The sequence below is a fragment of the Coprococcus sp. RTP21204st1_G4_RTP21204_210225 genome (genome assembly GCF_040915385.1).
GTDB classification, from domain to species: Bacteria; Bacillota; Clostridia; order Lachnospirales; family Lachnospiraceae; genus Allocoprococcus; species Allocoprococcus comes.
In genome coordinates this window covers 14,523-36,901 of record NZ_JBCPDP010000001.1, presented here as the reverse complement: position 1 = coordinate 36,901, position 22,379 = coordinate 14,523, and the positions used below count along the sequence as shown (strand labels likewise).

Below are 22,379 nucleotides of genomic sequence, written 5' to 3'. Positions count from 1 at the left end.
ATAGACGGTTAGTCCGTTTTACTATTTAGAATATCATCAAAGATAACCGCTTAGTTTACCAGACCAGGGCGGTTATTTTTGTGGTTTATGATTATCTTTGCCTAATGTATATCCGATACTAAAGCAGGTTAAGCCGAAGCTCACTACTGCTATGAAGTCAATAATACTCATTGGCTTAGCCCTCCTCTCCACTGGATTCCTTTACAGGTTTCTATGTAATCAGAGGGTCACAGGTCTCCGTTTCACTTCGGTCGTTGCAAAACGAGTGCCACTGGCACTCTGCAACCCTCTGGAGAAGGACTAACCGCCTACCGTTATGGTAGCACCCATGTTTCGATTATAACAGTTAAAAATTACCGGTGCAATATAAAGTTGGTAGAGTAGCATCTGTTAGCCGTGGAAGAGAATCTTTTCGACCAAGGCTTCCGGTGCCAAAACGGTGCCAAGAAATCAGGCAAATCAAAATAGGTGGTGCAATTCAGCCGTTTTTCACTGTATTTTGGAGAGAAAACCATAAAAAATATGAGGTAAAACGGGATTAAAGTATCGTGAAGGTGGACGTACTGTAGGATCAGGACGTGTTGCTACAATCATCGAGTAATATTCGTGATGGCATTGAGCCGTGCAATAAGTAAATAATATCAGGGAAGAGTGCTTGCATTTCTTCCCTGTATTTTTTTACTTATTTATAGGGCGAAATCCCGCGAGTGAATGAGTTAGTCGAAAAATCCCACGCTATATCTGATTTTTCTGAATCAAATAAATCTTAAGAGCAAGTTCTATTTCCGTATGTCTGGAATTATCTCTCAAATCAATTTCAAGTAAATCACAAATTTTCTGAAACCGATATTTCACAGAATTATAATGTAAAAAAAGCTTTTCAGATGCCAGCTTTAAATTCCATCCACAGTTGATGATAGACTGTAGTGTTTCAATCAGGTTTGCATGATGCTGGTCATCGTATTGCTGCAGAGGCTTTACATATTTATCGCAGAATTCAATTGCCTCGTTATTGGATGAAATAGAAAATAATAAACGATAGATTCCAATCTGATCATAAAAGAACAGACGGTTAAATTGCTGAATCTGATAGACAGTCTGGATGACCTGCTTTGCCTGTTGGTAGCTGTTGTGAATATTGATAATGTCATCTACATACATTCCAACTCCCATTGAAATAGTAAAAGGAACGGCGTTCAACAGACTGTGCTGGATTTGACTGAATGTATCTGCAAGGGTTTTACGGGCGCTGACAGGCAATTTTCCAGTGATCAGAAAAGCAATAAAGTCACTCTGTGAATAATAAATAGTGGAAGGGAATGCCTGCTTGATACACTTAATAGAAGTATCAAAAATCCGGTCTGTATATTTCTGAAGCTTTTCATTTGTTCCGGTATCCAGATCACGCAGATAATACTTTTTAATATTGTTTATATCGATGATCGCAACAAATCCGCCGCCGTCCAGATCCCAGCCGTATAAATGGGCACGTGTATTGATCTCTTCACGTGTTTTGACGTTGTTAAGCATTAGATCACCTACAAAAGAAGAGTAATATTTCTCTTCGATCATCCGGTTACTGATTCGGATCTGCATACGCAGGATAATTACGATACTGGCATATTCGATCGCTGTTTTGTAGATATTGGAGTCAGTATCCGGATATGTCCGGTCAGAACGGTCAGAAAGAAGCATAATATATCCAAATTTCTGCTCTTTATTGACAACGTCGATACACTGATATTTCTCTCGGTATTCATTTAAAATAATTTCATATGATAATCCCTTCAGATAAAGACTATCCTCGCTTACATTTTCAGAAAAATATACTTTGTGGAAAACAGTATCAACATAGGCAGTCGGTTCCTGGATCAGAGTACTCAGTGTCTGCAAAATTTGATGGATAGAGCGGTCATTTATTGCCAGTTCCAGGAAACTCTCGTGAATCTTGGAAGATTCTTTTAGCTGCTCCGCCTGTTTGGATATAATTCCGGACAGAGTTGGATTGATAATGTCGGCAAATGCGTAGATTGCCGGACAGTAGATCAGTGGCAAAGCTTTTTCATCACAAAGTTTTTTGGCATTTTCCGGAATAACCTTTATGTATCGGTCCGATTTGACAATTAGTGCACTGATATTTCTTGACAACAGCTTGCTGATGAAATCAAGAAAAGCATTAGGCGTCTTTTCCAGGGCATAGGTCGTTGTGATCACAACTTCATTTCCTTTTAACCACTGGAAGCCATCCGGAGTATCAACGACGGTTACTGTGGAGATTTCTCTGTGTACACCGAGATTTCCGGAAATAAGTTTTAATCCCTTAATAGTTGGCAGTTCTAATAGTTCTTCGACAGTCATTTTTAGTCTCCTTGTAATAAAATTGTATCTCAAATACAAAAACTGATAAAATAATTATATCACAAATACAAAAAAATGATGTCGAATATAAAAAAATCAAGATAAATTTGTACATGATATATATAGAAAGAAAAGTTATTAAGTTGTAAACTTATCATCAACAAGAGGAAACTGGATAACAAAAAAGGAACATGAAAGAAGAAAGGAAGAGAGTATATGGATTATGTAGAGATTTCTAATTCAATGATCGTGTATTTGCTTTGTGGTATTACTGTAGCAATTGCATTTGTCCAGGCTGTTCTTTATATCCGAATGGCAAAGAAAATGACAGTGAAGGCAAACATTCCGACAACAGTGCCGAAGACAGCATTCAGAGTCGGTCTCATTTCCGCAATCGGACCTGCACTTGGTGTATTTATCGTAATGGTTGGTCTTATGACTTCGATCGGAGGTCCAATGGCATGGCAGAGACTTTCCATCATTGGTGCAGCACCGACAGAGCTTACTGCAGCAACGCTTGGTGCTGAAGCGGCAGGCGCAGAGCTTGGAGGAGCTGGATTTACACTGAAAGTTATGGCTGTCAGCTGGTTCGTAATGGCACTCAACGGAGCCGGATGGCTGGTTGTAACAGGTCTTTTTACACCTGCACTTGAAAACTTAAGAACAAAGATGAGCGGTGGCGATTCAAAATGGCTGGTTGTAATGAGTGGGGCCTGTTCACTTGGTATCTTCGGTTATCTGGATGTCAACGAAATTGGTAAAGGATGGGGAAATGCAGCAGCCGTTGCCGGTGGTATTATCGGAATGGCAATCCTTGAAAAATTTGTAGCAAAGAAAGTTCCAAAAATCAGAGAGTACAATCTTGGTATTGCAATGATCATCGGAATGTTATTTGCAATCATCTATGATATGGCAGTTGGAGCATAGGAGGGTATGATTATGGAAAATAAAGAATTAATGTCAGAATGGAAAAAGAATAGTATTAGAATCGGTACTCCTACAAACCTGCTCGCAGCATTTACATCATTTATACCGGTTATCTGGCTGTGTATTACCTATAACTGCTGGCCGGATCCGAAAGTAGTACTTGCAGGATGGGGAATGGTTGCATTATCATTTGGTGCATTCTATGTTGTTGAACCAATTTCTTACTATGCAGCTCTTGGACTTACTGGTACATACTTAAGTTTCCTTTCAGGAAATATCGGTAACATGCGAGTTCCATGTGCAACAATGGCTCTTGAAACGACGGAGAGTGAACCAGGAACGCTTCAGGCAGAGGTGGCTTCTACAATGGCAATCTGTGGTTCTATTATTACAAACCTGATTGCTACAACAGCAGCTGTTTTAGTAGGATCAGCAGTTGTATCCGTACTTCCAGATGTTATTGTATCCGCTCTTACAAAATATGCAGCAGGTGCAATTTTTGGAGGAACTTTTGGAACCTATGCATTGAAATATCCTAAAGTTGCCATCTTTGGCATGGGACTTCCGCTTATCCTTAAATTTACGATTGCTCCTCCGGCATGGGTACTTATCGTTGTGTCTGTATTCGGAAGCCTTGGATTTGCAAGACTGTTATATGTAAAAGAAAAGAAAACTGCTTAGCGGGAAATGAATAAAAAGCAAAAGATTCATAGAGAAAAGAGGGAATAAGCATGAGTATGTGGAAAGAATGTGAAGGTTTACAGGAAGAACTCGTAAAAATGCGAAGAGAACTGCATCAGATTCCGGAATTTGGTCTTGATCTTCCGGAAACGCAGAAATATGTAACAGATAAACTGGATGAACTCGGAATTCCTTATAAATGTTCAGGAACAGACAGTAGTATCATTGCAGAGATCAAGGGCGGGCAGCCAGGTAAGACGGTTGCACTCCGTGCAGATATGGATGCACTTAAGATTACGGAGGCAAATGATGTCGATTATAAGTCCAAACATGAAGGTCTGATGCATGCCTGTGGACATGACAATCATATTACAATGCTTCTTGGAGCCGCAAAAGTTTTAAATGCACACAAAGCAGAGATTAAAGGAAATGTAAGGCTTTTGTTCCAGACAGCAGAAGAATTATCCAAAGGTGCAGAGATTATGATCAAAGATGGCGCAATGGATGGTGTAGACGCTGTATTTGGACAGCATATTGGAAGTATCATCAACAAAGATATCCCGGCAGGAAAGGTCATTATTACTCCTGGATGTTGTATGGCATCATTCGACAGATTTGTGATCCATGTAAAAGGAACTGGCTGTCATGGATCTACTCCGGAAAAAGGAACAGACCCGATTACAATGGCGTCTCATATTGTAATTAACCTGCAGGAAATCATTGCACGTGAAGTTTCCGCAGTAAAAGCTGCAGTTGTAACAATTGGTTATTTCCATGGTGGTGTTGCTTATAATGCAATTCCAAGCGAAGTAGAAATCGAAGGAACGATCCGGGCACTGGAAGAGCCAATAAGACAGTACCTTGCAAAACGAATTGAAGAGATTGCAAAGAGTACAGCGGCAACATTCAGAGGAACAGCAGAAGTTGAGATGGACTGGGGAGCACCTCCGGTAATCAATAACGATGAGATGGCAGCACTTGTAACTGAAGCCGCAAAAGAAGTTGTAGGTGAAGAGGATGTTGTAAGTAAAGTTCCGGCACCAAATATGGCAGGAGAGGATTTTGCATACTACTTACAGAAAGCACCCGGAGCATTTTTCTTCCTTAGTTCTTCTAATCCGGTAAAGCATACGGATGTTCCTCATCATAATCCACACTTTAATGTAGATGAAGACGTGCTCTACAAAGGATCAGCAATGTTTGTAAAGATTGTAGAAGCTTATCTGAAGTAGTATAATAAAGCAAAAAAGGCAGGATAAGAGTATGAATGCACAGATGATGATTTTATTGTATGCGGTACTATTGTTTGTAGTGATCTATTTTATGATGGTAGTTCCGGGAAAGAAAAAGAATAAAAAAATGCAGGAACTCCATGATTCGATCAAGGTTGGAGATGAGGTTCTTACAATGGGAGGGATTATCGCAACAGTAAAAGAACGGGATGGTGAAATCCTTACAGTAGAGATTGATCCGGAAAAAGAAATCTGTATGAAAATTCTGGTCTATTCTGTATCTACGATTCGTAAATAAGAGCTAAGAGCAAAGGGTGTTTCTCTGTAATATACCAGAAAAACACCCTTTTTAGTATGTTTGTGTACAAGAAAAACTGCCAGTAGCAGTTTTTTTGTAGTTTATAGTTTTTGGAAAATAGTAAAAAATTAACCATGCTAAAAATGACCAAAATTCATTTTTTAATTATGAAATTATTGTGACTATTTGATATTGACCATTAGTCATTTTTTTGTATAATATTCTATAGAATAAAAATGTAAAGACAGGGAGATGATTATTGTGGTCAAAGCGGGAAAATGGATAGCAAAACACAGATTTATAATTTTGTTACTGGGGATACTGCTTTTGATTCCGTCATTTATTGGAATGGCGAAGACAAGAATTAACTACGACTTGCTCAGTTACCTTCCGGAATCACTGGAAACAGTAGAAGGACAGGACGTTATGGTGGATGAATATGGTATGGGTGCATTCGCCATGGTTGTTGTAGAGGATACGGACATGAAAGATATCCAGAAGCTGGCAGACCAGTTTAATAAGGTTGATCATGTCGAAAAAGTATTATGGTATGGTGATGTGGCAGATCTTTCACTGCCGGTAGAGATGATCCCATCCGATTTGAGAAAAGCCTTCTACAACGGAGATGCGACACTGATGCTCACATTATTTGACAATACGACTTCATCTGACGAAGCAATGAATGCAGTCGGTGAGATGCGTAAGATTGCCAGCAAACAGTGTTTTATTGCAGGTATGACAGGTGTTGTAGCCGATATCAAGAATGTAGCAATGAAAGAAGTCCCGATTTATGTTGTAATTGCGGCAATTCTTTCTTTTCTGGTGCTGGAAATTACCGGAGAATCCTTCCTGGTACCGATTTTTTTTCTGATCAGTATAGGTGCAGCGATTGTATATAATCTGGGAAGTAACATTTTCCTTGGCGAGATCTGTTACGTTACAAAAGCGCTGACGGCGGTATTGCAGCTGGGTGTTACGATGGATTACTCCATTTTCCTGCTGAATAGCTACGAAGAGAACAAGCGCCGTTTCCCGGGAGATAAGAACCGTGCGATGGGACATGCGATTTCTAATACATTCAAATCCATTGTAGGAAGTTCTGTCACCACAGTAGCAGGATTTGTAGCTCTTTGTGTTATGACATTTGCACTTGGTCGTGATCTTGGTATTGTTATGGCAAAAGGTGTTATCATTGGAGTGCTTTGCTGTGTAACAATCCTTCCGGCAATGATTCTTATCTTTGATAAACCGATTGAAAAAACCAAGCATAAACCGCTGATCAAGAGCATGGATAAGGTTTCAGCATTTATCACCAAACATTACAAAGTATGGATCGTTGCTTTCCTGATCTTGCTTATTCCTGCTATTTATGGCAATAATCATACAAAAATTTATTATAATATTGCACAGTCACTTCCACAGTCACTTCCATCAAATGTGGCAAACAGTGAACTGAAAGATGACTTTGATATGAGTACAATGCATATAGTTATGGTAGATAAAGACATGGATGCCAAAGAGAAAAAGGCAATGATGAGTGAAATTGATGATGTCAAAGGTGTAAAATGGACACTTGGACTTAACTCCATCGTTGGATCTTCTATTCCGGAATCGATGATCCCGGATGATGTAAAGAGTATGCTTCAGGGTAAGGATACCGAGTTGATGTTTGTATGTACCAAGTATGAGTCTGCAACTCCGCAGGTCAACAAACAGATCAAACAGATTGATAAGATTGTAAAATCCTATGATAAGTCTGGAATGGTAATCGGTGAAGCACCACTGATGAAAGACCTGCAGGATGTAACAGACATCGATCTGACAAGGGTTAATGTTATTTCAATCGCAGCAATCTTTATTATCATTTTGCTTATATTTAAATCCATCTCGCTTCCGATCATTCTGGTTTCGGTTATCGAGTTTGCGATTACGATTAATATGGCGATTCCGTTCTATCAGGGTAAGAGTCTTCCGTTCGTTGCAAGTATCGTTATCGGAGCAATCCAGCTGGGAGCAACCGTTGATTATGCAATCCTTATGACGACCAGATATCAGAAAGAACGTATGAAAGGCAAGAGTAAGAAAGAATCTGTTGCGATTGCACACAGAATCAGTATGCCATCGATCATTACTAGTGGACTGAGCTTTTTTGCGGCAACATTTGGTGTGACTTGTTATACACAGGTTGATATGATCGGTTCTATCTGTGAACTTCTTTCAAGGGGAGCGATCATCAGTGTGATCGTAGTACTGACTGTCCTTCCGGCAATGTTCCTGATCTTTGATCCGGTCATCTGCAGAACAACTGCTGGATACAGAGTGAAAAAAGATAAAAGTAAAACAGTTGCAGAGCCGACAGCATAGGCTCTGCTGAAAAGGGAGCAGGCTTAACTGATTGAAATCAGCAAAAAGCCTGTTCCTTTTTGCTGTCATACACTTAGAAAAAAATGGCATCTGAAGAAGCTTTTTGTATGTTGAAAATGGGAAGAAATGGCTGTGTACAGACCTTTCCGGAAAATAGAAGGTTGTTCTTTTGATTAAAATAGTATATACTATCTTAGTGTTACCCCAAAACATTCAAGAAAGGATTACATTTATGAAAATGCAGAAAAAACGAATCGTACAGTGCGGACTTTCTCTGATCTGTGCATTCGGTATCGCGCTGTCGGGGATGTCGGTACATGCAGAAGAGGTGGACAGCCTCGAAGATAAGACCAGTAATCTACAGAGTCAGTTGGAAGGGATCAACCAGGATCTGGTTACGATCAGCAATGAAATCGCTGAGACAGAAGTGAAAATTGAAGAGTCTAATAATGAAGTATTCCGTTTGGAAGCATCGCTCCAGATTTCCCGTAATAACGAGGAAGTACAGTATGCAAACATGAAGACTCGAATTAAGTACATGTATGAAAATGGTTCGGACACACTGCTTTCTATGGTATGTGAAGCAAAAAGTATGGGAGAGTTCCTGAACCGTGTAGACTTTATCCAGAATATTACAAAGTACGATAAGGATATGCTGGAGAATATGGTGAAAGTACGTGAAGGTATTGAAGAGCAGGAGGCTGAACTGAAAAGCAGGCAGCAGGATCTGTTTGACCTGCAAAGCCAGCTGGACAGTGAACAGGCAGCGTTGCAGGCAAAAGCAGAAGAGACTTCGACAGACCTTGCCACGGTAAATGCACAGCTTGAGGCGGCACGTGCGGCACAGAAAAAGCAGGAGGAGGAAGCCCAGAGGAAAGCGGATGAGCAGCTGGCAAAAAAGGCGCAGGAAGAGACAAAGCAGGCGTCAGCTTCCACCGGAAGTAATACATCTGCGGGCAATAATTCCGGGAACAGCAGTTCAGCGGGGAATAACAGTTCTTCTGGCAATAATAATCCTTCCAACAACAATTCATCGAATAATACTAGTTCCGATTCTTCCAATTCCGGAAGCGGTGGCTATGTGATCCCATCAGGCGGTCTTACCCCGTCAAAGGGAAGGATCTGGTATAATGGACATACCGAGACTTACTATTCTCAGAAGGTACTTCCGGGAGGAGGGCTTGCGATTCCAGGACGCCATATAGCAAGTGATGGAACAATCAGGGATGCCGATGGTTACATTGTTTTGGCAAGTGATGATTACCCGAGAGGAACAGTTGTAGAGACGTCACTTGGTGCTGGAAAAGTATATGATACCGGAAGTGGATCCGGAAATATAGATCTGTATACAGATTGGTAAAAGAAAAGCGGGGCAGTAAAGGACAAACCTTTTACTGCCCCGCTTTTGAATTTAATGGGATATGTATTTTCAGTGAATCGAAAAGGCACATTTTGCTTTGTACTGGAGAAGTCCGGTTACTGTGCTTCGTAGGTTGCCTTAGCGTCACGTATCAGCTTGTCGAATTTATCTGCATCCCATGCAGCACGTCCTGTAAAGAGTCCATGCAGAAGAAACAGAAAGGTATTTACTCACCGGAAGGATGGGCTCACTACAAAGTTACAGGTGAAGCTGCACCGGAAGAATAAAAATGTTATAATTTGTTTATGGAATGAAGTCCTCTTGTGTGTTACAATACAAGAGGACTTTTGTTTTATAGAGAATAGTTGTCGAACGAAAGGGTGAAAACTATTAAAGAAAGGAAAGTGGAAGAGAAAATTACAGTTCGGATGACAGATACATACCTGTTTGACTTTACGTTATATCATACTTATTCGAAACTGGCAGGTTTTCTGACAAATATTCTGGTAGCAGCGATTGCTTTTATGGGAATCATCATGCTGGTTATGGGAAAGATAAAACCCGTGCAGATTATTTTTTATCTGGCAGCAGCGGTTGTGTTTATTGTGTATACACCATTGCTTCTGAAATACCGTTCTAAAAAGCAGGTAAAAAGAATTGAACGTTACCACGTTCCGAATGAAATGACTTTCAATGATGAAGGTATCCAGGTAGAGTTTGCTGATAAAAAAGAAACTTATGAATGGGAACAGATCCAGAAGGTAGTTACAACACCAAAGACAATTGGATTTTATTATGAGACAGAAAAGGAATTGATTGTACCAAAACCGGATTTTGGGGACAAGTTTGTACCGATTTTGACATTGGCAACAAAAAAACTCGGACCGGCCAGAGTACATCTGAGATAGCCTGTTATGTGGAGGGGAAAATGTTACAGGAAAGACGGAATCATATATTACAGAAAGTAACAGAAAATGGAAAAGTAAGAGTTGCGGATTTGAGCCGTGATCTGTCCGGTTAAGGATGTATACAAGATCATTACGGATTCGCAGATCAGTAAAGAGTATATCCGAAAAGCGGAGCATGAACAGATTCCACTTGTGATAGCCGGAAACCGGGAGCAATAATATGATATATGAGAGAATACAAAAGGGGCGCTTTTTAAAGCGCCCTAATCGATTTATAGCAAAAATAGAAATAAATGGAAAAGAAGAAACGGTCCATGTGAAGAACACAGGGAGGTGCGCGGAACTTCTGGTTCCGGGAGCAGAAGTGTTTGTCCGGAAGTCTGAAAGTGCAGGGCGTAAGACTGGCTGGGACCTGATCAGTGTCAGGAAGGCTGACCGGCTGATCAATATGGATTCCCAGGTGACAAACAAAGTGGTGCAGGAATGGATTGAAGCCGGGAGATGGTTCAAGGACGTGAAGATCGTTAGACCGGAAGTTACCTATAAGAATTCCAGGTTTGATCTGTATGTGGAATATGAAGAGAAAAAAGCGTTTATAGAAGTGAAAGGGGTTACGCTGGAAGAAGAAGGCGTGGTAAAGTTTCCGGATGCACCGAGCGAGCGGGCAGTGAAGCATTTAAAAGAGCTGGAAGAAGCGGTGCAGGATGGGTACGAGGCTTATGTATTCTTTGTGGTCCAGATGAAAGGAGTACGTTATTTTACACCAAACAGACGGACTCACAAAGAATTTGCAGATGTTCTTGCAGAAGCAGCGGAAACCGGGGTTCAGGTGATCGCAAAGGACTGTTTTGTAACGGAGGATTCCATTGCAATTGCGGACGAAGTTCCGGTAGTACTTACCAATCCACAGCTCTATGAAGCACCGGAGCTGCTTGTGGAATGGTACAGAGAGCGGAAACGGGATCTGCCATGGAGACATCATGTAAATGCCTATCGGGTATGGGTGTCTGAAATTATGCTACAGCAGACGAGAGTGGAAGCAGTAAAGCCATTTTTTGAGCGTTTCATGACAGAGCTTCCAACGGTAAAAGATCTAGCCGAGGCACCGGAGGATAAGCTTTTAAAGCTCTGGGAAGGGCTTGGATATTATAATCGGGTACGCAATATGCAAAAAGCAGCGCAGAAGATCGAGGAAGAATACGCAGGAAAATTTCCGGAAAATTATGAAGAGATCAAGGCGCTTCCGGGAATTGGAAATTATACGGCAGGGGCAATTTCTTCTTTTGCCTATGGAATTCCAAAGCCGGCAGTGGACGGAAATGTTCTCCGGGTGGTATCAAGACTGCTGGCGAGCGATGAAGATATTATGAAAGCGTCCGTCAGGACAAAGATAGAAAATGCGATTGAACCGGTGATCCCGGAAGATGCAGCATCGGATTTTAACCAGGGGCTGATCGAACTTGGTGCGATTGTCTGTGTGCCGAATGGGGAGGCAAAGTGTGAAATCTGTCCTCTTACGGGAATCTGTGAAGCGAAAAGGCTGGGAATCCAGAATGAACTGCCGGTGAAGAAAAAGGCAAAAGCGCGCAGGATTGAGGAGAGAACCGTTTTGATTTTTAAGGATGGTGATCATGTGGCAATCCGGAAACGACCGGATAAGGGACTGCTTGCAGGTATGTATGAGTTCCCGAATCTGGACGGAAAGCTTACGATGGACGAAGTAACTGCTTACAGTAAATCTATCGGGCTTGCACCGATTCGTGTGAAAAAGCTGCGGAATGCGAAGCATATTTTCAGCCATATTGAATGGCATATGACTGCGTATGAGGTGATCGTGGATGAACTGGAGAAGAACTGCAAAGAAGAGATGATCTTTGCACATCCGGAAGAAATACAAAAGGAATATTCCATGCCATCGGCATTTAGCGCATGGAAGGTGAAATAAAAGAAGGACATTGCTTTTCGATTTTGCGAAATGCGATGTCCTTTCTTTGGATCAAACAAAATAATTATAAGTGTTTAAATCACCTGACGTGCAAGCCGTGGTGACTTTGCACCTTCCTGTGCATAAATTAGTGTGTACAGGAAATATGCCATCACACATGCAGCAACTACATCCACTACGGAATGTTGCTTCAGGAACATGGTTGACAGAATGATCAGAATGCTTAAAACAAGAGATCCTTTCTGGATCAGTCTGGAGTGCTGAAGCTTCTCGCAATGGGAAATTGCGATGTAACAACAAATAGAGTTGTATACATGAAGACTTGGAAGCACATTCGTAGGTGTATCCGTCTGATAGATCCGTTTAACCAGCTCGATACAGAAGTTATCACGTGTAAATACTTCCGGTCTCAGGTTCAATCCATTCGGAAATACCGTGCAGATGATCAGAAAAATGGTCATACCGCTGAACATGATCGCGGAGGCTTTGTAAAATCCCTGTTTATCATTAAAGAACAAATATCCCAGTGTGACTGCAATATAAGCAAACCACAGCAGGTACGGAATGATGAAATATTCACAAAACGGGATGTAGTCATCGAATATCGAATGGATTACAAAATAATTGTCGGTCACATGGCGTTCCAGATAAGTAAACCATGGAAAATAAATAAAAGCATATAGTAATACCCATGCATGGCTGTATGTATGCATCAGTGTCTTTAATTTTTTAAAAATATGACTCATGATAAAAATCAGCTCCTTCGGGTGAAGATGTTTCTTCCTTGTTACTAGAGGTAGTATAACATTAAAAATTTTTCTCGACAACAGACTTCATAAAACATTCATATTTTTTTCTATTCTCTATTTTACGGAGAAACCTTCAAAGATATACATATCATATTTATTCCGTGCAGTTTTATAAGCTTTTTGATTGCGGAGTGTCCAGACTGCCATCGGAATACGGTACAGATAGTGGTTCAGCCAGACGGAAGGATTGCTGGCATCTGCAAGTTTATAAGAAATAAAGTCCGGACGACAGATCAGGTTGGTCAGCAGGAACTGTACACAAAAGCGCGCCAGAAAAGGATTTTCCGGATTCGTGCGAGTCAGGGCAGAAGAAAGCTGTCCACGAAGAACCTGAGGCGCATGCTTGTGAAACCATCGGATTCCAAGTGAGTTGAAAGACTGGACCATATAAGGCCCTTTATAATCCTTTAAAATATCCCATGCGGCAGGACAGAGCTTCATATTGCTGTCCGGAAGTTTCAGTTCAATCAGAAGAGGAACCCGCCCATTGACATAGCGAAGGACATCTGAAAAAAGTGGCATATGCTCCGAAGTTCCGGAAAGATGCAGGTGCTGTAGCGTATCAAACGTGGAATCCTCAACTGTCCCTTCGGCATTGCAGATCCGCTTTAAAGACTCGTCATGGAATACGACTACTTTTCCATCACGGGTGAGATGGATATCAAGTTCGATGGCAAGATTTTGTTTTACTGCCTCACGAAATGCCGGCATAGAATTCTCGGGAATCAGCCGGGAAGAATCATGTAGTCCGCGATGGGCATAATCCCGCTTGAGATAAGGGAGGATTTTGCTTCGGCGGGAAGTATTCGGCATGATCATATATAAATATAAGAAAAAACATACAACAACAGTTAAAAGAATCCAAAACAACAGCATAGAAAAGTCCCCTTCTTTTATGTAATAATTTTCAGTGTCTCAGGTTCGAGAGAGAACGAAACATCCTTCTGGAGATAAATCGGTTCGCCGTCAGAATGTACCGGAAGTGCTATTTTTGAGTGTACTTCTGCTTTTTTACAGCGGAAGATATGTACGCCTGGAAGTCGGGTATGCTTTCCGGAAAACACAGTCGGCAGAATTGCCAGAGCAATAATTTTGGGAACATTTGCAATCACAATAAAGTCCAGCAGATCATCATCCGGTTTGGCATCCGGGCAGAATTTGCATCCACCACCTTCATAAGGAAGATTAAATGCAGAGGCAAAGAAAACCCGTTTAAAATGAAGTCTTTTGGTATCGTCCAGAAGGATTTCCATTTCATCTGGCTGACAGCGGCGCAGACGGTAGAGTGAGCAGGCTGCATAGGCAAGTTTGCCCAGACCAAGCCGGTTAAAAAAGACTTTAACCCTGGAAATACAAAGTTGATGGCAGATAGCTGCATCGTATCCGATTCCGGAACTGACGGCAAAACGGTGAACCTTGTCATGATAGTGCAATACACCAAGATTGATTTTGCGCGTCTGTTCAGAATGAAGTACCAGATCCAGAGCTTTCATGGTATCGGATGGAAGGGCAAGTCCCCGGCCAAAATCATTGCCAGAGCCGATCGGAATGTAACCGAGGGTAACCAGGCTTAAATTCTGCAGACCACAGATTACTTCATCCACACTTCCATCACCACCAAGTACAACGATCGTAACAGGATCCCCGGAGGCGGTAAGCTCGGCGGCAATTTCCGTTGCGTGATGCCGGTGATGTGTAAAATGGATCTGGTAATCTATATGTTCTGCTATCAGCTTTAATTTAATCTTTTCCCATAGTGCAAGTCCCTGACCCGAGCGGGCGTTAGGATTGGCTATAAAATGATACATAAAGTCATCCCTTCACTTCTGTAAATTTAGTTTCATTCTAGCATCGGAATGAGAGGATATTGTCAAAAAAACAATAAAAATGCAAAAATTTATTGAGGCAGAGTGTTAAAAGTGCTATTCTGGTACATGTGTTAAAAAATGAACATAAAATAAATGGAGGTAATACTGTGAAATTTATAAGACAATTCTTGATTATCATATTGATTTCTTTTGCAGGAGAGCTTTTGCATGCAATCCTTCCACTACCGGTTCCTGCAAGTATTTATGGCTTGCTGATCTTGCTGGCAGGTTTGCAGACAAAAGTAATTCCTTTGAAAGCAGTTGATGAGGCCGGTGGATTTCTGATTGAAATCATGCCGATGCTTTTTATCCCTGCAGGAGTAGGTCTGATGGTATCATGGGGAGACTTAAAACCGGTTCTTATTCCGATCATGGTTACAATTGTAGTGACAACAGTGCTGGTTATGGGCGTGAGTGGAAGAACCGCTCAGTTTGTACTGAAGAAAGAGGAGAAGAAGGATGAGTAATATGCTGCATGGATCGACTTTTTTTTGTATGGCGATCAGTCTTTTTGGATATGAGGCAGGAATTTTTCTGCGTAAAAAGTTAAAAATTGGTATCTTCAATCCACTTCTTGTTTCGATTGTTTTTGTAATTATCGTGCTAAAAGTGACTGGAATTGATTATGATACTTATGATAAGGGAGCGAATGTACTGAGCTACCTTCTGACACCATCTACAGTCTGTCTTGCAATTCCGCTTTATCAGCAGATGAATCTTCTTAAGAAGAATCTGAAAGCGATCATTGCAGGAATTACAACAGGTGTATTTGCCAGCCTTGCCGGTGTATGGGTATTTTCTATGTTATTCCACCTGAAGAAGCAGTTCTATGTAACGCTTCTTCCAAAATCAATTACCACAGCGATCGGTATGGGAATCTCAGAAGAGCTTGGTGGAATTGTGACGATTACAGTTGCTGCGATCGTAATTACCGGGATTATTGGAAATATGTTTGCAGAGGGAATCTGTAAGCTCTGCAAAATTGAGCATCCGATTGCAAAAGGACTGGCAATCGGAACAGCTTCCCATGCTATGGGAACGGCAAAGGCAATGGAAATCGGAGAGATTGAAGGAGCAATGAGCAGTCTTTCTATTGCAGTGGCCGGATTGATGACGGTTGTAGGTGCATCGATTTTCTATCACCTGTATTAGAGAGGAGTGTGCAAAATATGGAGAAAACAATTATCTGTATCGGACGGGAATATGGAAGCGGCGGACATGAAATCGGTGAATTGCTGGCAAAGCGTACCGGTTATGCGTTTTACGATAAAGAGAAGCTGTTTGAAATTGCAAAGATGCGCGGATACGAGAAAGAAATGCAGGAGTATCTGGATGAACAGCCGGTGGACAGCCTTCTTTATTCAATCGCAATGAATTTTGCAGAACCGAAGAAGAAGCCATATCCATTTAAGCTGATTGAAGAGCTTGCGGAAGAAGGACCATGTATTATTATGGGAAGGTGCGCAGGTTATCTGATGAGAAACCGAGAAGAAGCTTTTAGTGTATTTGTCCATGCAGACATGGAAACACGAATTGAACGCGTGAAAGAGCGTGATCATATTACAAGCAGAATGAAAGCGAAACGTAAGATCCAGGATGTGGATGAGAAAAGAAGCGCTTTTCGTAAGGATTATACCGGACAGGAATGGGGAATGTCGAAGAATTATGATCTTTCGGTCAGCACTACAGAGTTGTCCTATGAACAGGCAGTAGATCTGATTCTGTATTATAAGAAGATGACAGAAGAATCTGACAGAGCTTAGAAGGTATAAAAAGAATATACTAGTTTGTTGAATCCAGAAATGGGAAATGACATGGCAGGTCATTTCCCATTTCTGGATTTTAGAGATATAGAAGGGCTCAATTTCTATATCTTAGTTTATAGAATACGTGGCTTCTATAAATTATTTATATATTCGTTACAATCTTTTAGAGGGCAAAATTTGATTTATCTAGGCATCTCCCATGCGTTATGATCCGTGTGAAGCAACATATGTGACTTGTGAGAAAGCGGTTTCTCAAGGAAATCACGGTACAGACGGAGTACATCCGGGTTCTCATGTGAGAAGCGAAGTGGTGCATTCTTATCAAGGAAATAAAGATTTTCACCACGTGTCCGTGCAAGTTCTTCTCCGTCATGGATTGGTTGACCGCCACCGCCGACGCATCCGCCAGGGCAGGCCATGACTTCTACAAAATCATAATGTACTTCACCATGTTCGATTGCTTCGATCAGTTTACGTGTGTTTCCGAGTCCGCTGACAACAGCAGCACGAACAGTAGCATCTCCAAGCTGGATCTCAGCTTCTACAACACCTGGCTGTCCACCAGGATTGCGGACAATCTTGAATGCATCCGGATCAGGGTTACGTCCGGTTACAAGGTAGTGAGCAGAACGAAGTGCTGCTTCCATAACACCACCTGTTGTTCCGAAGATAACACCGGCACCGGTCCATTCTTTCATCAGAGGATCGCATTCACGATCAACCAAAGAAGCAGGATCAATATGTGCAGAACGGATCATGCGTGTCAATTCACGAGTTGTAAGTACAACGTCTGTCTCGTGTCCGGCATATTCACCATAGAACAGTTCCATGTTACTTTCGCCTTTTTTGGCAACACATGGCATGATAGATACAGTAAACATATTTTCCGGTTTCACACCGATGGATTCTGCAAAATAGCTCTTCATAACAGAACCGAACATCTGCTGTGGTGATTTGGCTGTTGAAAGCTGTGGCACCAGATGTGGGTACTGTGATTTAAGGAAGCGTACCCATCCAGGGCAGCAGGAGGTAAACATCGGACGAAGATTTAATTCGCCTTTTGTAAATCTCTGCAGGAATTCATTTCCTTCTTCCATAATAGTAAGGTCTGCTGTGAAGGAGGTATCGAATACATAGTCAATACCCATTTTCTTCAGAGCATCCATGATCTTGCCGACAGTTGCTTCTTCACGGGAAAGACCAAGAGCTTCACCCCATGCAGCACGTACAGCAGGAGCAACCTGTGCAACAACGACTTTCTTGTCATCAGCGATTGCATCCCATACTTTCTCTGTATCATCACGTTCGCGCAGAGCGCCGACCGGGCAGTGAGTAATACACTGACCGCACAGAGAACAGGAAACCTCGGAGATCTTATGGTTGCCGGTTACATTAATGGTAGTACGGGAACCAGTACTTGTCACATCCCAGATATGTAAATCCTGGATCTTGTCACAGACCTGGATACAGCGCATACATTTGATGCATTTCTGTGAGTCTCTGATCAGCGGAAATTCTTTATCCCAAGGGAATTCTTCCAGACGCTGCTTAAATGGTATTTCGATGATGTTCAGGTCATTTGCAAGACTCTGCAGAGTACAGTTACCGCTTCTGACACAGGTAGCACATTTGCAGTCGTGCTGGGAAAGGATAAGCTGTACAGTCTGTCTTCTGGCTGTACGAACCTTTGGGCTGTTTGTATGGATTACCATACCTTCTTTTACTACGTTGTTGCAGGAAGTTACCAGCCGTTCCATTCCCTCGAGTTCAACAACACAGACACGACAGGCTGCGATCTCGTTGATATCTTTCAGATAGCAGAGCTTTGGAATCGGGATATCCGCCATTTTGGCAGCATCCATGATAGTAGTACCTTCCGGGACAGATACGTTTATATTATCAATTGTAAGATTTACCATAATGTTTCACGACCTCCTTTGAAAATGCCGTAGCCGAAGTGGTCGCAACGCAGACATCTGCTGGCTTCCTGTTTCGCTTCTGCCTCGGACATGCAGTTTTCTACACCGTTAAAGTCACAGACACGTTCGCAGGCTTCACGCTCGGTCATGTTTACTCTTCCGCACGGCGGGCGGTCATCAAGACGCGCTTCAGGAATCTCAACGTCACAGCTGATAATGTGGTGATATCCCAGGTATTCGTCTATGTTAGCAGCTACTACTTTTGCAGCAGCAATAGCTTTGATTACGGATGCAGGACCGGAAGCACAGTCTCCGCCGGCAAATACACCCGGAATGTTATCGAATCCGCCGTATTTTTCGGTTAAGATCTTACCTCTCTGTACAGGAACACCGGCTTCTTCAAAGTGCTGGTATTCAATATCCTGTCCGATTGCAACGATCAGTGTCTGGCATGGAATAAATACGTCAGGAGCACCTGTCGGACGTACACTTGCACGACCGTCTTTGATCTTACTGATCATCTGTGGTGTAACGTAGATTCCTTTTACATGACCGTTTTCATCTGTTTCGATGCGGGAAGGAGCCATCAGAGTCTGTACTTCGATTCCTTCTGCAACAGCACCTTCAATCTCTGCCGGAAGGGCAGTCATATCTGCCACGCGGCGGCGGTAAACGATGCTGACTTTTTTAGCCCCCAGACGTTTTGCGGTACGGACAGCATCCATAGATACGTTACCACCACCGATAACGGCTACTTCCTGTCCGGTAAGATCCGGGTTCTGGTTCTTTCCTACATCACGAAGGAACTGAACAGCAGAAAGGACACCTTCTGAGTGTTCGCCTTCGATACCAAGTTTCTTATCGGTACTTGCACCGATTGTAATAAGAACTGCGTCGTATTCTTCACGCAGACTCTGGATTGTCATATCTTTTCCAATCCGTTTGCCAAATTCAACTTTGACACCGGTCTCAAGGATGGCATTGATATCATCGTTCAGACGGTCTTTCGGCAGACGGTAGTTCGGGATACCATAGCGGAGCATACCGCCAAGTTCCGGCAGCATCTCAAATACGGTTGTCTGGTGTCCCATCAGCTGCAGATAGTAAGCTGCACTTAATCCACCAGGGCCACCACCAACAACGGCAATGCGCTTTCCGGTAGATGGAGCACATGGCGGCGGTGGAACTTTTCCGGCATAATCAGCAGCCATTCTCTTAAGACCGCGGATATTGACTGCATCGTCTACGATGTTACGACGGCAGCGTGCCTCACAAGGATGTTCGCAGATAAAACCACAGGTGGTCGGGAATGGATTGTCCTTACGGATCAGGCGGATCGCATCTGCGTAACGTCCTTCTCCGACAAGAGCGATATATCCCGGAATATCTACATGTGCCGGGCACAAAGATACACAAGGAACAGGCTGTGCGTACTGGCAGGTACATCTTCCCTGGCGCACATGTTCTTCATAGTCTTCCCGACATCCCATCAGACTTTTGTAAACCATGTGAGCTGCTTCATACCCGATCGCACAGTCAGCTCCTTCCATGATTGATACAGAGAGTTCTTCCATCAGGTCTAATGTTTCCATAGTTGCGTCTCCGTTCATAACGTCGGTCAGCAGGTTTTTCAGTTGCCACAGACCAACACGGCACGGCACACATTTTCCACAGGTATGTGTATGACACATCTCCAGGAAAGCACGAGTCATGTCAACAGGACATAGTCCCGGAGGACTGGATTCAATTCTTCGCTCCAGATCTTTGTAGAGCCCTTCGATAACCAGCTGGGCTTTGTCCGGTGCAGTGATTTCAAGTCTACTCATAGCTTTTTTCTCCTTTAACTTTTTTTGCTAATCTACAGGACAGATGAAGAAAATCATAGGGAAAGCATCTGAATACTATAGATTAACTCTATGGACACACTTATAATGATATTGTATGCATTTTAGTACAATCTTGCAAGCAAAGTTAATAAATAGACAAATAAGTTAATTTTGTCACAAAATGATAAAAAATATCAGCAATATGTACAAAATGGCAAAACAACGATAAAGGGTGCAAAAAATAAAAAAATTATGTTACAATAACACCTGTAAAAGAGATGTCTGTTTTACAGGCACAATTAACAGAAAGGGCGGAAGAGGAAAAATGAAAGTAACAGATTTTGGTGCAACAGTTAAAGGTGACGAGACAAAATTATATACGCTCACAAATAAAAACGGAATGGAGATTGCAGTATCCGATTACGGTGCAACGCTGGTACAGGTGATCGTACCGGACAAAGAAGGCAAGCCGTGTGATGTTGTGCTTGGATATGATGAGGCATCAGGATATGAAGAAGGAGATCTGTTCTTCGGTGCAATTGTCGGGAGAAGTGCAAACCGTATCGGAGGAGCATCCTTTGAACTGAACGGAGTGACCTATCAGCTTGAAAAAAATGATAATGGCAATAATCTCCACAGCGGAATGGATTTTTATAACCAGAGAATGTGGAAGGTAAAAGAAACCGCAGATGATCATATTACATTTGAACTGGACAGCCCGGATGGTGATCAGGGATATCCGGGAGCTGTACATATTGAGGTAACATATACTCTGACAGAAGACAATGCAGTGAAGATCGCTTACCATGCAGTTCCGGATGCAGATACTCTGATCAATATGACAAATCACAGCTATTTTAATATGGATGGACATGCATCAGGAGATGTACTGGATCAGGAAGTATGGATTGATGCAGATGCATTTACCAGAGCCGATGCCGAGTCTATTCCGACAGGCGAGATCACACCGGTAGAAGGAACACCGATGGATTTCCGCACAAAGAAAGCAATTGGCAAAGAAATCGAGACAGATTATGAAGCACTGAATTTCGGGAAAGGATATGATCATAACTGGGTTCTGAACAATAAAGGAGAATTTGCGAAAGTGGCAGAGATGTCCTCGGAAGAGAGCGGAATCACTATGGAAGTTTATACAGACCTTCCGGGAATGCAGCTTTATACAGGCAACTTTATTGTTGATGCCAAAGGAAAAGGCGGGGCGCATTACCACAAACGCCAGGCAGCCTGCTTCGAGACACAGTTCTTCCCGGATGCAATCCATAAAGAGAATTTTGCCGGGCCGGTATGCAAGAAGAGCGAAACTTACGAAACAACAACGATGTACAAGTTTATATAACAACAGATAAGCCGAAAAGGTGCCATGGACATAAAAATCCATGACACCTTTTTTGAAAATATGTGCTGTAAAAAATCAGCGAAGGAATATGAAAAATTCATTTTACGCTGTGGTATATCTGTGAAATCAGAAAATGCCATCCAGATAATGCCCGATCGAACGGCGGATATTACCTTCAAAATCAGTCTCTCCGTTATGCAGACACCATTCAAATACATTTCCGATAACCAGCATACGGATATCAGTGCAGATTTCATCCAGGGAAATCTTTGGCGCAATGATGCCGGCATCAATCGCTTTGCGAAGATAATTCTCTACGGTAAGGATCGGGTACGGTCGCTCGGTACGGATCGTTGGGTTCAGTGCCTGGTTGCGCGGTGTGTAGTAGTTGGACATGAATTCTACTCCGAGTTCCCGGCAGTACTGTGCGTAATTCAGATAAACGTGGATGATACCGATCTTTGCCTCATCTGCATCTTCCGGCGTATCCAGAAGATCCGGATTGATGCTTGGCTGTTCTTCAATATAATAAGATAAAAGATCATCTTTGGTTTTAAAATGATGATAGAAGCTGCCGTTGGAGACACCTGCTTCATCACAGATATTTTTTATGGAAAGCTGATCGTATCCCTGCTTCTGCAGAATTGTCTTGGCTGCATGAAAGATACGTGCTTTGGTTTCTTTTGATTTTTTCTGTTGTCTGGACAGTGGCTCTTTTTCAATATCGCTTGACATTTGGTTAATCCTTTCTTAAAATTTTT

21 protein-coding genes are annotated in these 22,379 nt (G+C 42.2%); 14 read left to right on the top strand and 7 right to left on the bottom strand.

All coding sequences use genetic code 11. From position 1 onward, the window contains the following. Positions 1-735 precede the first annotated feature (735 nt). Complete coding sequence (locus AB5213_RS00195; protein ID WP_195255530.1) at positions 736-2,358, bottom strand: PucR family transcriptional regulator; 1,623 nt, start codon at positions 2,356-2,358, stop codon at positions 736-738. 216 nt (positions 2,359-2,574) lie between these two features. Here AB5213_RS00195 and AB5213_RS00190 point away from each other — a divergent pair, with 216 nt between their 5' ends. From AB5213_RS00190 to mutY, 10 genes are all read left to right on the top strand, one after another. Continuing rightward, positions 2,575-3,285, top strand: a complete 711-nt coding sequence (locus tag AB5213_RS00190) for a DUF5058 family protein (protein WP_195255529.1) — start codon at positions 2,575-2,577, stop codon at positions 3,283-3,285. Between the two features lie 12 nt (positions 3,286-3,297). Beyond that, entirely contained in the window at positions 3,298-3,966 is a 669-nt protein-coding gene (locus AB5213_RS00185) for a hypothetical protein (protein WP_022219995.1), read from the top strand. Positions 3,967-4,022: 56 nt separating this feature from the next. Continuing rightward, positions 4,023-5,198 (top strand): M20 family metallopeptidase, encoded by a 1,176-nt coding sequence (locus AB5213_RS00180; protein WP_044999150.1) that lies wholly within the window; start codon positions 4,023-4,025, stop codon positions 5,196-5,198. A gap of 31 nt (positions 5,199-5,229) precedes the next feature. Further along, the gene (yajC, locus tag AB5213_RS00175) at positions 5,230-5,496 is read left to right on the top strand and encodes a preprotein translocase subunit YajC (RefSeq protein ID WP_008373617.1); all 267 of its coding nucleotides are present in this window, start codon (positions 5,230-5,232) and stop codon (positions 5,494-5,496) included. Positions 5,497-5,748: 252 nt separating this feature from the next. After that, positions 5,749-7,860 (top strand): MMPL family transporter, encoded by a 2,112-nt coding sequence (locus AB5213_RS00170; RefSeq protein ID WP_195479265.1) that lies wholly within the window; start codon positions 5,749-5,751, stop codon positions 7,858-7,860. Between the two features lie 238 nt (positions 7,861-8,098). Then, positions 8,099-9,220, top strand: a complete 1,122-nt coding sequence (locus AB5213_RS00165; RefSeq protein WP_368276191.1) for a coiled-coil domain-containing protein — start codon at positions 8,099-8,101, stop codon at positions 9,218-9,220. Positions 9,221-9,312: 92 nt separating this feature from the next. After that, the gene (locus AB5213_RS00160; protein ID WP_081445273.1) at positions 9,313-9,507 is read left to right on the top strand and encodes a hypothetical protein; all 195 of its coding nucleotides are present in this window, start codon (positions 9,313-9,315) and stop codon (positions 9,505-9,507) included. Positions 9,508-9,648: 141 nt separating this feature from the next. Beyond that, positions 9,649-10,128, top strand: coding sequence for a YcxB family protein (locus AB5213_RS00155; protein WP_207719237.1), 480 nt, complete (start codon positions 9,649-9,651; stop codon positions 10,126-10,128). A 96-nt stretch (positions 10,129-10,224) separates the two neighbouring features. Continuing rightward, complete coding sequence (locus AB5213_RS00150; RefSeq protein WP_264471586.1) at positions 10,225-10,347, top strand: hypothetical protein; 123 nt, start codon at positions 10,225-10,227, stop codon at positions 10,345-10,347. Between the two features lies 1 nt (position 10,348). Further along, the gene (gene mutY, locus AB5213_RS00145) at positions 10,349-12,073 is read left to right on the top strand and encodes an A/G-specific adenine glycosylase (RefSeq protein WP_055247547.1); all 1,725 of its coding nucleotides are present in this window, start codon (positions 10,349-10,351) and stop codon (positions 12,071-12,073) included. Positions 12,074-12,147: 74 nt separating this feature from the next. On the opposite strand, the gene AB5213_RS00140 is transcribed toward mutY, so the two are convergent. From AB5213_RS00140 to AB5213_RS00130, 3 genes are all read right to left on the bottom strand, one after another. Further along, positions 12,148-12,819: a phosphatase PAP2 family protein gene (locus AB5213_RS00140; RefSeq protein ID WP_055247549.1), complete on the bottom strand. Its 672-nt coding sequence runs from the start codon at positions 12,817-12,819 to the stop codon at positions 12,148-12,150. A gap of 117 nt (positions 12,820-12,936) precedes the next feature. Then, positions 12,937-13,758: a glycerophosphodiester phosphodiesterase family protein gene (locus AB5213_RS00135; protein WP_368276190.1), complete on the bottom strand. Its 822-nt coding sequence runs from the start codon at positions 13,756-13,758 to the stop codon at positions 12,937-12,939. Positions 13,759-13,775: 17 nt separating this feature from the next. Further along, complete coding sequence (locus tag AB5213_RS00130; protein ID WP_055156234.1) at positions 13,776-14,690, bottom strand: diacylglycerol kinase family protein; 915 nt, start codon at positions 14,688-14,690, stop codon at positions 13,776-13,778. A 167-nt stretch (positions 14,691-14,857) separates the two neighbouring features. Between AB5213_RS00130 and AB5213_RS00125 the strand changes: the two genes are divergently transcribed. The 3 genes from AB5213_RS00125 to AB5213_RS00115 are packed head-to-tail and all read left to right on the top strand — an operon-like array spanning position 14,858 to position 16,513. Beyond that, entirely contained in the window at positions 14,858-15,217 is a 360-nt protein-coding gene (locus AB5213_RS00125; protein ID WP_117834617.1) for a CidA/LrgA family protein, read from the top strand. Next, positions 15,210-15,902: an LrgB family protein gene (locus AB5213_RS00120; RefSeq protein WP_175305266.1), complete on the top strand. Its 693-nt coding sequence runs from the start codon at positions 15,210-15,212 to the stop codon at positions 15,900-15,902. The genes AB5213_RS00125 and AB5213_RS00120 overlap by 8 nt, the downstream gene beginning before the upstream one ends. A 17-nt stretch (positions 15,903-15,919) precedes the next feature. Further along, positions 15,920-16,513, top strand: a complete 594-nt coding sequence (locus AB5213_RS00115) for an AAA family ATPase (RefSeq protein ID WP_055156238.1) — start codon at positions 15,920-15,922, stop codon at positions 16,511-16,513. Positions 16,514-16,698: 185 nt separating this feature from the next. Here the strand turns inward: AB5213_RS00115 and AB5213_RS00110 are convergent, their stop codons facing one another. Both AB5213_RS00110 and AB5213_RS00105 read right to left on the bottom strand, forming a co-directional pair. After that, entirely contained in the window at positions 16,699-18,435 is a 1,737-nt protein-coding gene (locus AB5213_RS00110; RefSeq protein WP_055156240.1) for a [FeFe] hydrogenase, group A, read from the bottom strand. Continuing rightward, the gene (locus AB5213_RS00105; RefSeq protein ID WP_055247558.1) at positions 18,429-20,261 is read right to left on the bottom strand and encodes an NAD(P)-binding protein; all 1,833 of its coding nucleotides are present in this window, start codon (positions 20,259-20,261) and stop codon (positions 18,429-18,431) included. Before AB5213_RS00105 ends, AB5213_RS00110 begins: the two co-directional genes overlap by 7 nt. A gap of 325 nt (positions 20,262-20,586) precedes the next feature. Here AB5213_RS00105 and AB5213_RS00100 point away from each other — a divergent pair, with 325 nt between their 5' ends. Continuing rightward, positions 20,587-21,618, top strand: coding sequence for an aldose epimerase family protein (locus AB5213_RS00100; protein ID WP_368276189.1), 1,032 nt, complete (start codon positions 20,587-20,589; stop codon positions 21,616-21,618). Positions 21,619-21,744: 126 nt separating this feature from the next. Here AB5213_RS00100 and AB5213_RS00095 read toward each other — a convergent pair whose 3' ends face one another. Continuing rightward, entirely contained in the window at positions 21,745-22,353 is a 609-nt protein-coding gene (locus AB5213_RS00095) for a TetR/AcrR family transcriptional regulator (protein WP_022220003.1), read from the bottom strand. Positions 22,354-22,379 lie beyond the last annotated feature (26 nt).

What these genes read in the sequence shown, in the direction of transcription:
- AB5213_RS00190 (WP_195255529.1), top strand. Translation starts at nt 2,575, where the DNA reads ATGGATTATGTAGAGATTTCTAATTCAATGATCGTGTATTTGCTTTGT.
- AB5213_RS00095 (WP_022220003.1), bottom strand. Translation starts at nt 22,353, where the DNA reads ATGTCAAGCGATATTGAAAAAGAGCCACTGTCCAGACAACAGAAAAAA.
- AB5213_RS00100 (WP_368276189.1), top strand. Translation starts at nt 20,587, where the DNA reads ATGAAAGTAACAGATTTTGGTGCAACAGTTAAAGGTGACGAGACAAAA.
- AB5213_RS00185 (WP_022219995.1), top strand. Translation starts at nt 3,298, where the DNA reads ATGGAAAATAAAGAATTAATGTCAGAATGGAAAAAGAATAGTATTAGA.
- AB5213_RS00110 (WP_055156240.1), bottom strand. Translation starts at nt 18,435, where the DNA reads ATGGTAAATCTTACAATTGATAATATAAACGTATCTGTCCCGGAAGGT.
- yajC (WP_008373617.1), top strand. Translation starts at nt 5,230, where the DNA reads ATGAATGCACAGATGATGATTTTATTGTATGCGGTACTATTGTTTGTA.
- AB5213_RS00140 (WP_055247549.1), bottom strand. Translation starts at nt 12,819, where the DNA reads ATGAGTCATATTTTTAAAAAATTAAAGACACTGATGCATACATACAGC.
- AB5213_RS00130 (WP_055156234.1), bottom strand. Translation starts at nt 14,690, where the DNA reads ATGTATCATTTTATAGCCAATCCTAACGCCCGCTCGGGTCAGGGACTT.
- AB5213_RS00180 (WP_044999150.1), top strand. Translation starts at nt 4,023, where the DNA reads ATGTGGAAAGAATGTGAAGGTTTACAGGAAGAACTCGTAAAAATGCGA.
- AB5213_RS00105 (WP_055247558.1), bottom strand. Translation starts at nt 20,261, where the DNA reads ATGAGTAGACTTGAAATCACTGCACCGGACAAAGCCCAGCTGGTTATC.
- AB5213_RS00115 (WP_055156238.1), top strand. Translation starts at nt 15,920, where the DNA reads ATGGAGAAAACAATTATCTGTATCGGACGGGAATATGGAAGCGGCGGA.
- AB5213_RS00155 (WP_207719237.1), top strand. Translation starts at nt 9,649, where the DNA reads ATGACAGATACATACCTGTTTGACTTTACGTTATATCATACTTATTCG.
- AB5213_RS00170 (WP_195479265.1), top strand. Translation starts at nt 5,749, where the DNA reads ATGATTATTGTGGTCAAAGCGGGAAAATGGATAGCAAAACACAGATTT.
- mutY (WP_055247547.1), top strand. Translation starts at nt 10,349, where the DNA reads ATGATATATGAGAGAATACAAAAGGGGCGCTTTTTAAAGCGCCCTAAT.
- AB5213_RS00135 (WP_368276190.1), bottom strand. Translation starts at nt 13,758, where the DNA reads ATGCTGTTGTTTTGGATTCTTTTAACTGTTGTTGTATGTTTTTTCTTA.
- AB5213_RS00195 (WP_195255530.1), bottom strand. Translation starts at nt 2,358, where the DNA reads ATGACTGTCGAAGAACTATTAGAACTGCCAACTATTAAGGGATTAAAA.
- AB5213_RS00165 (WP_368276191.1), top strand. Translation starts at nt 8,099, where the DNA reads ATGCAGAAAAAACGAATCGTACAGTGCGGACTTTCTCTGATCTGTGCA.
- AB5213_RS00120 (WP_175305266.1), top strand. Translation starts at nt 15,210, where the DNA reads ATGAGTAATATGCTGCATGGATCGACTTTTTTTTGTATGGCGATCAGT.